Annotated in this window: 11 protein-coding genes; 2 read left to right on the top strand and 9 right to left on the bottom strand. The window is 63.1% G+C overall.

Features of this window, described 5'->3' with window-relative positions:
* Nucleotides 1–338: 338 nt before the first annotated feature.
* From AB0I34_RS37285 to AB0I34_RS37245, 9 genes are all read right to left on the bottom strand, one after another.
* Complete coding sequence (locus tag AB0I34_RS37285) at nucleotides 339–1,382, bottom strand: DUF262 domain-containing protein (protein WP_360454905.1); 1,044 nt, start codon at nucleotides 1,380–1,382, stop codon at nucleotides 339–341.
* A gap of 312 nt (nucleotides 1,383–1,694) precedes the next feature.
* Nucleotides 1,695–2,423, bottom strand: coding sequence for a hypothetical protein (locus AB0I34_RS37280; protein ID WP_360454902.1), 729 nt, complete (start codon nucleotides 2,421–2,423; stop codon nucleotides 1,695–1,697).
* Nucleotides 2,424–2,440: 17 nt separating this feature from the next.
* On the bottom strand, nucleotides 2,441–3,337 hold the full coding sequence (locus AB0I34_RS37275; RefSeq protein WP_360454899.1) for a site-specific DNA-methyltransferase: 897 nt from the start codon (nucleotides 3,335–3,337) through the stop codon (nucleotides 2,441–2,443).
* Between the two features lie 940 nt (nucleotides 3,338–4,277).
* On the bottom strand, nucleotides 4,278–5,024 hold the full coding sequence (locus tag AB0I34_RS37270; RefSeq protein ID WP_360454896.1) for an SDR family NAD(P)-dependent oxidoreductase: 747 nt from the start codon (nucleotides 5,022–5,024) through the stop codon (nucleotides 4,278–4,280).
* Entirely contained in the window at nucleotides 5,021–6,466 is a 1,446-nt protein-coding gene (locus AB0I34_RS37265) for an ABC transporter substrate-binding protein (protein ID WP_360454893.1), read from the bottom strand. The genes AB0I34_RS37270 and AB0I34_RS37265 overlap by 4 nt, the downstream gene beginning before the upstream one ends.
* Nucleotides 6,467–6,498: 32 nt before the next feature.
* The gene (locus AB0I34_RS37260; protein ID WP_360454890.1) at nucleotides 6,499–7,371 is read right to left on the bottom strand and encodes a carbohydrate ABC transporter permease; all 873 of its coding nucleotides are present in this window, start codon (nucleotides 7,369–7,371) and stop codon (nucleotides 6,499–6,501) included.
* Nucleotides 7,368–8,327: a sugar ABC transporter permease gene (locus AB0I34_RS37255; RefSeq protein WP_360454887.1), complete on the bottom strand. Its 960-nt coding sequence runs from the start codon at nucleotides 8,325–8,327 to the stop codon at nucleotides 7,368–7,370. Before AB0I34_RS37255 ends, AB0I34_RS37260 begins: the two co-directional genes overlap by 4 nt.
* Before the next feature lie 22 nt (nucleotides 8,328–8,349).
* Nucleotides 8,350–9,186, bottom strand: a complete 837-nt coding sequence (locus tag AB0I34_RS37250; RefSeq protein WP_360454884.1) for an aldo/keto reductase — start codon at nucleotides 9,184–9,186, stop codon at nucleotides 8,350–8,352.
* An 18-nt stretch (nucleotides 9,187–9,204) separates the two neighbouring features.
* Complete coding sequence (locus AB0I34_RS37245; protein WP_360454881.1) at nucleotides 9,205–10,923, bottom strand: glycoside hydrolase; 1,719 nt, start codon at nucleotides 10,921–10,923, stop codon at nucleotides 9,205–9,207.
* 211 nt (nucleotides 10,924–11,134) lie between these two features.
* Here AB0I34_RS37245 and AB0I34_RS37240 point away from each other — a divergent pair, with 211 nt between their 5' ends.
* Nucleotides 11,135–11,815, top strand: a complete 681-nt coding sequence (locus tag AB0I34_RS37240; protein WP_360454878.1) for a GntR family transcriptional regulator — start codon at nucleotides 11,135–11,137, stop codon at nucleotides 11,813–11,815.
* Nucleotides 11,816–12,047: 232 nt separating this feature from the next.
* The gene (locus AB0I34_RS37235; protein WP_360454875.1) at nucleotides 12,048–12,974 is read left to right on the top strand and encodes a DUF4394 domain-containing protein; all 927 of its coding nucleotides are present in this window, start codon (nucleotides 12,048–12,050) and stop codon (nucleotides 12,972–12,974) included.
* The last annotated feature ends 119 nt before the right edge of the window (nucleotides 12,975–13,093 follow it).

Below are 13,093 nucleotides of genomic sequence, written 5' to 3'. Positions count from 1 at the left end.
GTCGGCTCATCCAGATCGGACCAAGGCGCGGATTTCGACCTGAGCTTGGGCTTGGTGTGATGTATGGCGGCAGTCAGAGCGTCGTCGGTGTTCTTGACGGTAATTGAAGGCACTCTTACTCGTTGACCTGCGGAATTTTTTGCGCCAAGTGCGCTTGAAAGATAGAAACATCGCGAAAATGATGCCCAAAGGGTGACAAGCTCAATACAAGCGTGGGCGGTATCTCGCTCCTTTTGAGGATCGGTGGACGGACCCTTTATGCTCGGCAAGTCTCGTATGCGGTCCAGTCGCCCAAGTGCCTGGCTGATGAGGTCGGAGAGCCGAGGTTCGGGATGCAACTAAGCCTCAACGGTGAGCGCTGCGCAGAACCAGGCGAACCTTGTCTCACGCTGGCTCTTTACATTTGTCCGCGCCGTCGATGCATCTACGAATTCGTCATAGTCTTGATCATATTCTTCGTACGTGTCATCGGGGTTATCCAGGGCGAGGATCAATGCCTCAAGCGCCGCCGACGATCCCTCGAAGGTATCGCGCGCCCGGCCCTCCATTGGGTAGGCCGACTCCAAAGAGGGGCAAGGCTCCTTGGTGTGTATCAAGGCAAGGATCAAAGCATACGCGTGCAGTGGCTTCATTAACGCAGTCTTTTGAATATCGGTGTATGTTAGCAATTCGTCAATTGCTCCACGCACCTTCTCATCCAGATCTGACTGCTCCGGGAAGTCCCTGTCTCGCGATTGATAGAGCTTATCAAGATCAGTTCGACTGGTCGTCTTGATGCCATTGAGGTACGCGTGGCAAATGTCAGTGATCAATTTCGTATCTTGCATTCTGACCAACTGCTTCTGCGGGAAAAGTCCTATTCGCGCGAATACATCATCATAATCACGGGTTACGCGGTGGACAAACCACTTGAATTCGCCCTGATACACGGCATGACGTTGTTCTTCATAGTTGAGCGGAACCGTGTAAAGATTCATACGCCGGAACACTTCGCGAACATCGTCCTGGCTTGCACCAACGAACAAATCGATGCTCAGCGAGTAATTGAGGAATTGTCCCTGCAACTCCTCGCTCAACTGAGAATATTTCTTGCCCGCGGCCGGTGCATAATCTATCGACCTGGAAAGCCGCAAATCGTCGTTGTAGAAGTTGAGCAACGCACGACTGCGTTGTTGGCCGTCGACGACCTGCTTGACCGTCTTGCGGCTTATCACGTCGGTCACCTGATGCAAAGAAAGCTTCGGCACTGGATAACTCAGCAGCACGGTCTCAATAAGAAAAGACTGTGCGATGAGTGGCCAAACTTTGTCACTGCGCTGGTACTCACGGTTAACCGTGATCCCTTGGTTTGTAAGGCCCGCACAGTAGTCGGAGACCGTCATGTTGCTTGGCACAATGTGCACAGTTATCCCTTCCCTACGGCACGCTAGTCCTGAATCGACCGTCAATCGTTCCGTGCCAGTCTGACGCCAACGCTTGCTACTAGCCCGCAGGGGGCCTCGCCATCACGAAGGATACGCATCGATGACGACCTCCTCTCGGAAGACCCGCGTTGCCTGGGCCAGGTCACCACCATCGATCCTGGGACCTCGGCCGTCTGAGCAAGATGGAACTGACGCATCAGGAGAGCTCAGCCAGCGGTCTTGAGGGCACCTACTCACGCACCAGCAGACGAGCGGAGTCCCAGCCTACGGCTACGCCGACGAGTAACGCTTGTCGTAGGCCGCGCAGATATCCGCAATGAAGGAGTCCCAGTGCATCGGGTCGCCTGGCCTAGGTGCAGGCCTAGATGTCACGTAATTCGTTGTTGGCAAGTTCACATTGTCCATGTCGACAACCAGAACACCGATCGCATCAAGACCCGGCTTACCTTGTCCCGCCGATCGCGTAACGCCACGCATTACGTCGATCACGCCCTCCGCGTCGCGCGGCTGGACGTGCTTGCGCATGCCGGCTGGTGGCACAGGTGAATAGAAGGTTGATGCCGCATTAACGATCGTCAACCCGGCTGCCACGCACTCGCTCCGGTATCGATGCGTGTGATCGTGATGGGCCTCAAGATCTCGCTTGCGATTACGGCGTGCGCCGCTGTGCTTCGTCATCACGGCCTTTGCCTCCACCGCAATTCGTACGTGCACGGGCGCGCCCTGAGGCATGCCTGCAAGCCGCGGCGACGTCGCTGGTATACCTGCGTGAGGAGCGGTTCCGATCGCAAGGTCCGTATTCCACGAATCGGAACCAACCATGAGCTTATGACCGACGTTGTACACGAGCTGGCCAGACGCGACGTGCGCGGCGATCTTCGGGCAGTACGCCATAAGGTCTTCGACGATTGCTCGCACCATGGCGTCGCCATGCTTCGACGACCGGGGGTGATAGCCCTCGCCACGGAGGTGCGCGAGGAGGGAAACAGGCTCAGCCATGACGGACAGTATGTCTGTTACGCGCTACCATCGCTCGCCAGCGGGAGTGTCGGCTCCAGTTCCGGCCTGTGGACCTCGATTCTCCCCAGCAGACCCGGTTCAGCGAGTCGCTTCTCGATGAGATCGACATACCCGGGGTCGATCTCCACCGAAACACTATTTCGACCAGTCTCGAGGGCGGCCGCCGCAGTCGTCCCGGTACCACCGAAGGGGTCGACAACCGTGTCACCCACGAAGCTGTACATGCGGATGAGACGGCGCGGTATTTCGAGCGGGTATGGCGCCGGATGATCCTTACGGATCTGCCCTCGGACATCTGACCAAATAGGCGCGAATAGCTTAGAGTATTCCTCTGTCGGGATATGCGAAAGGCGCTCTTGGTCAGGCGTGGGACTGCGATAGCCTCCAGGCTTCCGAAAAAGCAAGATATGCTCGACGTCATTCTTTACGATGCCGTTAGGTAGGTTTGGCTTGCCGAGGAATCGACTGCTGCGACTAGCCTCAAGTTTTACGTTGGCAATCTTGTACCAAAGAATGGGGGTTAGGTTATCGAAACCAAGTTTGCGCGCTCGGACTTGGATGTCTGCACCGAGGGGTAGCACGTGGTGTCGCCCGCCCTTTTTTCGAGAAATGCACACGTCACCGACTACACAGGCAAGCCGGCCGCCAGGCACGAGGATTCGAAGTGCCTCGCGCCAAGACTTGTCAAGTTCATCGAGGAACTCATCGTAGACCGGAATGTTCCCCATCTGCCCGGCGTGATCGGGATACTCCTTGAGCATCGCGTACGGTGGGCTGGTGCACACGAGATGCACAGATTCAGTCTCGATGAATGAGAGGTCGCGGGCATCGCCCTCGTGCACCAAGTGGCGAGTCGGTCCGCCAGTCATGTTGTCCCTCTCTGTCGGGTCCACCGTCCGGCATGGGATGCGCCGTCACTCCCCCGGAATCTACCTGCGCGGACCGACAGTATCGGACTGCCGCGCCGTGGTGTGAGCGCCCCGACCTGCGCAGCCCACCGTGAGCGTCGGGTCCGGAGATCTGGTGTAGCCCGGAGTCTGTCCGACTCCACCTCGGCCGCACGGATGCCGGGTGTCGGCCGGTTGGCGCAGGACGGACCACTCGACCCTAAGGTGGTCGAAGCGATGCCCGAAGCCGGGACCGAGCTTGCTGATGTTCCCGCCAGTCCGAGGCCATGCTTTAACCCATGGGTTTCAACGCGAACCGATGCGAGAAGCCGACCCATGACGAACCAGTCGATCCGCCAGAATCCCTGTGTCACAAGGAATTTGAGCATCAACGCGTAACTACAGGAAGTGACTGCCCAGAAAGCGGTGGTTAGGGGTTCGAGTCCCTCGTCTCCACCACCTGGGGACATGCACGTCCGGCATGTTCTTGAGGGGTCCTACTGGCTTGGCATCGTGGTGACTCGATCACGGGACCTGCAGTCGGTTGCCGATCCGGCTGGTGGATGCGCCTGAGCGGCTCCTCTGAGAGACTTCCTGCCTCCGGCTGGCGAGCTCGCCGACTGACGTAGTCGGCGACGGTGGTCGAGGTCCGTGAGCGCGTGTCTGCATCGGCCAGTGTCATGGCCTCCTTCGCATCCAGCCTCACCCAGCCACCGGCCCGCCAGCGAATCAGATCCTGCCCTCCCAGCCTCTGAATCTGATGGCTGCACTCGGCCTGGCCTGTCCCGATTGAGGTGCGTCCGAGTGACTGCGGTGCCTCAGCGATCTGGTCACCAGTAGCCAGTGTGAACTTGCGCTGATCCACCACGTCAGTTCGCAGGCTTTCGGGGGCTAATGGTGCGCGACCGTCCAGATGGTGGGGTGGCCGTCCGCGCGGGTGAGGCAGTTAGTGCATGTATAGGCCGCCGTCGGTGTTTAGGGTGTGGCCGGTTATGTAGGCGGAGTCTTCGGACATTAGGAAGGCTATGGCGGTGGCTACGTCTTGGGGTTGCCCCAGGCGGTTGACTACTAGGTCGGCGACCAGGGAATCGCGGCGGTCGGGGGTTAGGGGGCCGCCCATGATGTCGGTGTCTATGGGGCCGGGGGCTACTGCGTTGACGGTGATTCCGTACGGGCCGAGTTCTCGGGCTAGGGCTCGGGTTAGGCCTATTACGCCGGCTTTGGCTACGGAGTAGGGGGTTTTGCTGTAGGTGCCGCCGCCTCGTTGGGCTGAGGTGGAGGAGACGCTGACGATTCGGCCGTAGTTGTGGCGGATCATGGATTCGGCGACTCGGCGGGTGACGTAGTGGACGCCGTTCAGGTTGATGTTGATGACGCGGTGCCACTCGTCGGAGGTGAGTTCGAGGTACGGGACCGGGGAGCTGACGCCGGCGATGTTGGCCAGGGCTGCGAGCGGCGGCAAATAGGCTTCGAGTTCGTCGATCGCCGCACGGACCTGGGCTTCGTCGGAGACGTCGGCGGTCACGGCGAGGGCCTTGACGTCGTGTTTCTCGGTGATCTCCTGAGCAAGGGCGTGGCCGGGTTCGATGTCGAGGATGCCGATGTTCCAGCCCTGTTCGGCGAGCAACACCGCTGTGGCACGGCCAATGCCGCGCGGAGAGGCGGCACCGGTCACAACTGCGGTACGGCTCATTTGGCTCCCTCGTAGTCCTGTCCGGGCTTCCAGTCGGTGAAGGCGTAGTCGTCCTCGGAGACCTTCGCTCCGGCTGCCTTTGCCTTCTGGAGCGCCTGGGCCCGGTCGGCGGTGGTGGCGTCGCTCAGCTTCTTCAGCTCGGCCTTGAGGTCACTGATCGATCCACCCAGGTAGCCCTGGACGATGTTGCCGACGTGCGGGGTGACCGGCTTGCGGAGCGCGTCGACCTTGGCCTGGGCGGGGTTCTTCACGATCGCCTGCGGCATCTGGAACACGTTGGCCTTGCAGAACTCGACGCCCTTCTTGTACGCGTCGATCGCCTTCGACGCCGCGACCAGGTCGAGGTTCAGCGGCGGCTGGTCCATCGCCTCGATCATCCCGTTCTGGTAGTCCTCGGTCATGAAGGACGCGAGCAGCTTCCCGGCCGCGTCGGGGTTCTTGCTGTCCGCGGAGACGAAGTACCCCGAGGACGGCCGGCCGCGGTAGCAGAAGGGCTTCACGTCGGCCGTCGGTGCCAGCACCCACCCGGAGGCGAGTTTGTCGACGATCGGGGGCGCCAGCGCCTTCGATCCACCGGCACACCAGATGCCGTCGATGAAGGTCCCGACCGCACCGGAGGCGAAGCGGGTACGGGCGTCGACGACACCGAAGTTGTTCGAGCCCGGCATGATCAGCTTGGCGTCGTTGAGTTCCTTGAGGAACTCGATCACCGTGACGTAGGCGTCGTGGTGGTAGGCGTACTCGCCGGTGGTGAACTGCAGACCCTGGTAGCCAGGGAATCCCGCCGTCTGCGCCATGTCGTCGACCTGGTCACGGATGCGCCCGCCGTCGGCACCGATCGCCAGCGTCAGCGGCTGGAGCCCGGCCCCCTTCAGCTTCCCCAGGGCGTCCTTGAACCCCGCGTAGTCCTTGGGCACGTTGTTCGGGTCGAGCCCGGCCTTGCCCCAGTGATCCTTGTTCACCCACACCAGCGTCGAGCTCTGCCGGAGGCTGAACATCGGGAACCCGTACAGCTTGCCGTCCAACTGGGTGATGCCCTCGGTGAACGCGTCCTTGGGCAGCTTCGACTTGACATCCGCCGGCAGCGTCACCTCGTGCACCCACTTGCCACTGACCAGGGCTGACAACGGCAGCCCGACCACGTTGGAGTAGATGTCCGGCATCTTGTTGGCCTGATGCGCCAACTGGAACGCCTGCGGCGCTTTGGACGCGTCGTAATACGTGTGGGCGACGTTGGTCTTCAGCGCCGACGACTGGTTCTTCGCCCAGTCGTCATTGAGCTTCTTGAACGAACTGAAGTGATCCCACCAGTCCAGCGTTCCGGTGGCGCCGCCGCCACTCGTGCCGCCGGCCTCATCGGTCGAGCTGCTGCATCCCACCGCGGCGCCGGCGACGGCAAGTACCGATGCGCCGAGCAGACTGCGACGTGTCATTCCGGTCATGATCGTTCCACTCCTTCGGGTGTTGCTAAGAGCTAAGACTTGACTGCGCCGGAGATTCCCTCGACGAAGTAGCGCTGCAGGAAGATGAAGAGCACCACGACCGGGACGATCGAGATCACGCCGGCCGCAGCCATACCGGACCAGTCGGTCGCGGTCTCCCCGACGAACGCCTGCATGCCGACGCTCACCGTCCGGAGATCGGGCCGGCTGAAGGTGAACACCAAGGGCAGGAAGAAGGCGTTCCAAGTGGCGATGAAGGTGAGTACTGCGACAGTCGCCGTGACCGGCATCGCCAGCGGCAGCATCACCGAGAAGAACGTCCGGACGAAGCCGGCGCCGTCGACGAGCGCGGCCTCCTCCAACTCCCGGGGGATCTGCCGGAAATAGCCGTAGTACAGCAAGATCGCGGACACGTACGCCCCGCCGCTGAGCGCCAGAATCATTCCGCTCAGTGAGTCGATCAGGTGCAACTGCATCGAGATCTTGACCACCGGGATGATCGTGTAGCCGGTGGGGACGAAGAGCGTCGCGACCAGGATCCCCAGGAAGAGCTTGGATCCGCGGAACCGGTAGCGGGCAAGGACATAGCCGGCCAGGGCGCACCGGACAGTGACGATCACGACCGTAATCACCGTCACCAGGACGGTGTTGATCAGGTACCGGCCGAAGTGCGCGTCGTTCCAGGCCCGCGCGTAGTTGTCCCAGACGAACTTGTCCGGCCACAGCTTCAGTCCGCCGGAGAACATCTCCATGCTGTCCTTCAGCGATGCCGACAGCATCCACAGGAACGGGAAGATCCAGACCAGGGCGATGCCGACCAGGACGATCGCGGCGATCCACCAGGGCAGTCGATACAGAATGCGTCGTTGCCGGTCCGAGCGTTGGACAGTCAGTTCAGCGGTCATCGCTGGTCACCTCTCAGCCGACGGCCGGTGTACAGGGCCCACAGCTGGAGGGCGCCGACGATCGCGACCAGCAGCCCGAAGACCACGGCGGCCGCGGACGCGTGCCCCAGTTGCGGGATCGGGGCGGCGAACGCCCACCGGTAGATGTAGATCTCGATGATCTCGGTGTGGAAGTACGGCCCACCCGAGGTCAGCGTGTACATCAGATCGAAGTTGTGGAAGGTCTCCTCGATCGTCAGCACGGTGATGATGATCAGGAACGGCTTGAGCATCGGCAGCGTGATGTGCCGGAAGAGCTGCCAGGTGCCGGCGCCGTCGATCCGGGCCGCCTCGTACAACTCGTACGGGATGGTCTGCAGCGCCGCGAGCCAGTAGATCATCGTCACGCCGAAGAACTTCCAGATGTACAACACGGCCGCGGCCGGCAACGCCAGGTGCTGGTCACCCAGGAAGTCGACGCTCCCGAAGCCGAGCTTGGCCAGCACGGAACTGACCGGACCACTGGCCGGGTCCAGCACGAAGCGCATCACCACGCCGATGATCGCCGTCGTGGTCACCACCGGGATGAAGAACGCCGATCGCAGTACGCCGATCAGTGGTAGCTTCGGCGAGTTGAGGATCATTGCCATCAGCAACGTGAGCAGGACCCGCGCCGGCACCACCAGCAGCATGAAGAGCAGCGTGACCTTGAACGAGTTCCAGAACAGCGGATCGGCGAACACCTCGCGATAGTTGCTCAGTCCGACGAACTTCTGGCCGGAGTCGAAGCCGTTCCACTCGACCAGCGAGTACCAGTAGCTCGCGATGATCGGGTAGATCGTGTAGATGCCGTACAGGACCACGGTCGGCAGCAGGAAGATCCAGATCCAGGTGGTCTTCTGCCAGCCGTGACGTGGTCGGTCGACGGCTGCCGTGCCGGACCTCGATCGGCGGTCCTGCCGCCTGCTGAGTTGCATTGATCTGCTCGTCATCGTCGGGCTACCTGATCTGGCTGATCGCGAACGTGCGCGGATCGTTGCCGAGCCGGTTGCCGTTCTCCAGCGCGGTGACGGACGCGACCTCGGCGTCGGTCAGCTCGAAGCCGCCGAGTTCGAAGTTGGCGCGGATCCGCTGGGGACTGACGGACTTCGGGATGACGATGTGCCCGAGGTGCAGATGCCAACGCAGTACGACGTGGGCCGGCGTCACCTCGTGATCGCTCGCGATCGACGCCAGTACAGGATGATCGAGGTCGCCGCCCTGGCCGAGCGGAGAGTACGCCTCGACCGCGATCGACCGCTCGCGGCACAGCTCGGTCAGTTCGCGCTGCTGATACGTGGGGTGCAGCTCGATCTGATTGACCGCCGGAACGATCTCGCCCTCCTTGGCCAAGCGGTCCAGGTGCTCGGAAAGGAAGTTGGACGTACCAATGGCCCGCACCCGCCCCTCGGTGTGGATCCGCTCCAGAGCACGCCAACTGTCGACATAGAGATCAGCAGTCGGATTGGGCCAGTGCAGGAGATACAGGTCGACGTAGTCCAGTCCGAGGCGCTGGAGAGTCTCGTCGTACGCCGTCAGTGCCGACTCGTAGCCGTGCTCGCCGTTGCGGAGCTTGGTGGTGACGAACAGCTCCTCGCGGGAAAGCCCGCTCGCCCGCACGGCCGCCCCCACGCCAGCCTCGTTGTTGTACGCCGCCGCGGTGTCGATGTGCCGGTATCCGGTCTCGATCGCCTGCTCGACCGCGCGTTGGGTCTCGTTCGGCGGGACCTGGAACACGCCGAAGCCGCGCTGAGGGATCCGTACGCCGTTGTTCAGCGTGATCACGTTCTGGTCCATCGTCTGCCCTCTCGTCCGTCAGCTGCTCGGCTCGAGGATCAGCAACGATGCCGAGGGCAACGGAAGTGTGACCTCCAGGGACACGTCGCCGTCCACCGTCAGGCGGCGTTCGGCGTCGAACTCCTCGAGACCCTGCCGGCCGGTGATCGTGGCGAGCTGTTCGGCGGTCGGGTCCTGAGGTGAGCCGAGCTGCTGCCAGACGGTGAAGGAATTGCTGTGGTCCTCGTCGATGCGCAGATGCCGCAACCTGTACGACCCGGCCGGCAGGTTGCGTACGGTCACGCTCACCGGCGTCAGGTCCTCGCTGGTCTGGTACTGGTCATCGATGTGCCGCCAGACCAGCACGGCGATGCTCCCGTCCTCCGCACGCGAGGCGAGGGCGTCGACTTCCTCGGGCATGCTGCTGCCGTCGGTGTGCTCGAGTTCGCCGACCTGCCAGGCCGCGTCCGAGGTCGCGCGAAGCCGATCCGGACCGAGCAGTGACAGCATCCGATAGGCGTTGAGGAACGGTTTCTCGACGCCACCCGCGGTCAGGAAGGACCGGGTGCCTTCGAAATAGCGTTCGGCCTCGAAGTAGAAGCTCCAGGAGGTCGCATAGGCGACCTTGGCCGGCTCGGTGGCGTTCAGATCCAGGATCTTCTTCATCAGCTTCGCCTGGAAGACCGGGTAGTACTCGGTGTTCTGGAAGCTGTAGTTGCGGTTGTCGTAGCGTCCGAAGTGCGCCGGCACTGCGGCATCGCACTCGTCGACGATCACCGGCAGATCGGCGTACGCGTCGTACGAACCGATCAGCCGGTTGAACTCGCGCAGGTCGTACAACATCTTCGTCGACGACGGACTGAGGAGCTCGGCCGCCGGTTCGGCGAACGGCCGGTAGTCGCGGGTCGGGAAGCGGCAGCCCTTGGTGTGATAGGCGATGAAGTCCAGCGGCTCGTCACGGCGCGACGTGTAGTCCAGGAAGCCCCGCAGAAACTCGAGTCCGCCGCTGGTGACAGCCGGTCCGCCGACCTTGGCCTCGGGCAGCACGGCCCGGATCGCATGGACGGTTGCGGTGTACAGCTCGTTGTACTGATCGAGAGTGCCGCGCCAGTAGCTGATGTCCGGCTCGTTCCACAGCTCCCAGAGCCAGGTCTTCACCTCCGCCTCGCCGTACCGATCGATGCAGTGCCGAACCGTGGCGCTGATCAGACCCGCCCACTTGGCGTAGTCCTTGGGCGGATACCCCCAGGCGCCTGCCTCGTAGTTGGTGTACGCCGTGGGGCTCGGTACGACGGTCAGCTCAGCGGCCTCGGGTGGCAGCAGATCGCGCGGGGTGAAGCCGAGTTCCACCAGCAGGTGATGTCCGGCGCCGACGATCGCGTCGTACGCCTGGTCGAGCAGCGTGAAGTCGTAGTACGGATTGCCGTCGGCGTCTTCGTGGTAGACGTTGCCGTTGCTCCAGTGCGGGATCCCGAAGCCGCTGCCGGAGCAGTACATGTAGTGCGGCCGGACGAAGTAGCCGCCGCCGGAGAAGTCGGCGAAGGTCTGCAGCAGCCGCTTGCCGGTCGGCGTGTACGTCCAGTTGAACTCGTCGTACCCGAAGCTCTCCCAGATGCGCGTCAGCGGACCCTCGATCTCCGCGGCGTCGACGTCGATCGTCGCCGTGGTGACGTGCGGCGCATCGGGATTCCGGGGAGCGGCCGGCGGAAACGGGCCGAGTGACTTGCGTCCGGTGTGAACCGCTGTGTCGGTGGTCATCGTCGTGACCTCTCTGCCCTGGGGGGATCGGGCTGCCTCACGGTCGGCCGGCTTCGCGCCGGCCCTCTGCCTGAGTGGAGGTTCCGAGTCTGCTCTTGCGATTGATTTACTGTCAATGACTTACTGTTTACAATCTACAGAGAGACCTGACAGGGGTTAGAGTCGTCCTACTTCGGATACTGGCGGTAACTGCTTCGAGGAGGTGGTCGGCATGATGTCCGACGACGTCGTGCCCTCGCTGCCTTCGCAGCGCGCTCTTGGTGATCTGGTGACCGACGTACTCCGGGAGATGATCACCGGCGCCAGGTTCCAGCCGGGACAGCACCTCAAGGAGACCGAGCTGGCCGAGGCACTCAAGGTCAGCCGAGGACCGATTCGGCAGGCGCTGGCCCGACTCGAGGAAGAGGGCCACGTCGAGCTCCGGCGGCACCGCGGCGCGTTCGTCAGCACCTTGACGAAGACCGATGTCGAGGAAGTGCACACCCTCCGCGGCGCCATCGAGCGACTGGCCGTCAGCCGGGCGTGTACGCGGATGCAGGGTCAGGGATTCGCCGAGATGGATGCGGTCCTGGAGCAGATGAAGAGCGTCGACACCAAGATCGACCCGGAGGACGCCGTACGGCTGGACCTCCAGTTCCACGACATCATCTACGCCTACTGCGACCACACCCGGGTGCTGCGCGTCTGGGAGTCCATCCGCGGTCAGGTGACGGTCTTCCTCCGCGCCCGCAACGCAAGCTTCCCGGACTTCCTCGACGTCGGCTACAGCGAGCACAAGGAACTACGAGACGCCTTGGCCCTCGGCGATCCGCAGGCCGCCCAGGACGGAATCGACAAACACATCCTCGGCGCCTACGAACGCCTGAAGCGCCTCAACCTCCCGGACCGCTGACCCCCAACCACCCCGGTTCAGCACACCTCGAAGGCCCTTGCGTCACGCCAACCACGGCGGCCGCGGTTGTTGGGGTTGGCGGTTGTCGGATGGCGGGGTGGTTGGGCACATCCGGTGGGTTGGTGGTGCCGAAGTGGTAGTGCGATGCCGCGGGAGTTGGGCCCGGCCCGGTGGTATTGCTGGCGACCGGACGCGAGAGGTGGACGGCGCCGCTACCGAGAGGTGAATCGGCATGTATCAACCACGACGACGTGCTCGTATCGTCGCCGCGACGCTGGCTGCGATCGCGTTGCCTGCTACGGCCCTGGTGCTCAGCGGTGCGACGCAGGCGACGGCCGGCGACAGCGTGGCCACGACTGTGGCGGGTCCGGCAGCGAAGGGTCCCTCCCAGAGTTCTGATGTGGTCGGGCTGACGGACAAGGGGCGGCTGGTGAAGTTTCGTAGTACTTCGGCCGACAGGATTCGCGATGCGGCGCGAGTGCTGGGGTTGAAGGACGATCGGCGGCTGGTGGGGATCGACTTCCGGGTTCAGGACGGGAAGTTGTACGGCGTTGGGGACCGCGGTGGGATCTACACGATCAACACCGGGGCGTCCTTCGGCCGGACGACGAAGGTGTCGCAGCTCAGCGTGGCGCTGGACGGGCAGAACTTCGGTGTCGACTTCAACCCGGCGGCGAATCGGCTGCGGGTGATCAGTGATACCGGCCAGAATCTGCGTCACAACATCGACGACCCCGCTGGTGCGCCTGCGGCCGGCATGACTGCCGTCGACGGCACGCTGGCGTACCCCGGTGTGCCGCCTGCTCCGGCGACTACGGCGACCGGGGTGACGGCCGCGGCGTACACGAACAACGACCTCGATCCGAACACCGCGACGACGCTGTTCGACATCGACACCATGCTGGACCAGGTCGTGATCCAGTCGCCCGCGAACGCCGGACTGCTCGCGCCGACCGGCAAGCTCACGGTCGATGCGGGCCCGTGGGCCGGGTTCGACATCTCCACGCAGAAAGGCGGCAACCGCGGGCTCGCAGTACTGAGCACCGGCGACCGCATGCGGCTGTACGACGTCGAGCTGACCACCGGCAAGGCGACCCGGCTCGGGTCGTTCCCGCGTGACTTCCAGGTCGTCGACCTGGCCATTCCGCTCGGTCGATAGTCCCCCCCGGGGGGGGCGGGGCGCGGGGCGGGAGGCGAGCCCCCGCCCCCCGCCAAAAATACCACCCCAAAAAAAAGCAACACCGCCGCGGGCCGGGGGGGGGGGGGGGGTGGGTGGGG

Origin of the sequence: Kribbella sp. NPDC050281 (assembly GCF_040655855.1) — a bacterium.
GTDB lineage: Bacteria > Actinomycetota > Actinomycetes > Propionibacteriales > Kribbellaceae > Kribbella.
The sequence above is the reverse complement of the archived record's forward strand: the minus strand, read 5'-3'. Positions and strand labels throughout refer to the sequence as shown.

Bases quoted from the DNA above. Each gene is read 5' to 3' on its own strand.
- AB0I34_RS37285 (WP_360454905.1), bottom strand. From the start codon at position 1,382: ATGACGGTCTCCGACTACTGTGCGGGCCTTACAAACCAAGGGATCACG.
- AB0I34_RS37280 (WP_360454902.1), bottom strand. From the start codon at position 2,423: ATGGCTGAGCCTGTTTCCCTCCTCGCGCACCTCCGTGGCGAGGGCTAT.
- AB0I34_RS37270 (WP_360454896.1), bottom strand. From the start codon at position 5,024: ATGAGCCGTACCGCAGTTGTGACCGGTGCCGCCTCTCCGCGCGGCATT.
- AB0I34_RS37265 (WP_360454893.1), bottom strand. From the start codon at position 6,466: ATGACCGGAATGACACGTCGCAGTCTGCTCGGCGCATCGGTACTTGCC.
- AB0I34_RS37260 (WP_360454890.1), bottom strand. From the start codon at position 7,371: ATGACCGCTGAACTGACTGTCCAACGCTCGGACCGGCAACGACGCATT.
- AB0I34_RS37255 (WP_360454887.1), bottom strand. From the start codon at position 8,327: ATGCAACTCAGCAGGCGGCAGGACCGCCGATCGAGGTCCGGCACGGCA.
- AB0I34_RS37250 (WP_360454884.1), bottom strand. From the start codon at position 9,186: ATGGACCAGAACGTGATCACGCTGAACAACGGCGTACGGATCCCTCAG.
- AB0I34_RS37245 (WP_360454881.1), bottom strand. From the start codon at position 10,923: ATGACCACCGACACAGCGGTTCACACCGGACGCAAGTCACTCGGCCCG.
- AB0I34_RS37240 (WP_360454878.1), top strand. From the start codon at position 11,135: ATGATGTCCGACGACGTCGTGCCCTCGCTGCCTTCGCAGCGCGCTCTT.
- AB0I34_RS37235 (WP_360454875.1), top strand. From the start codon at position 12,048: ATGTATCAACCACGACGACGTGCTCGTATCGTCGCCGCGACGCTGGCT.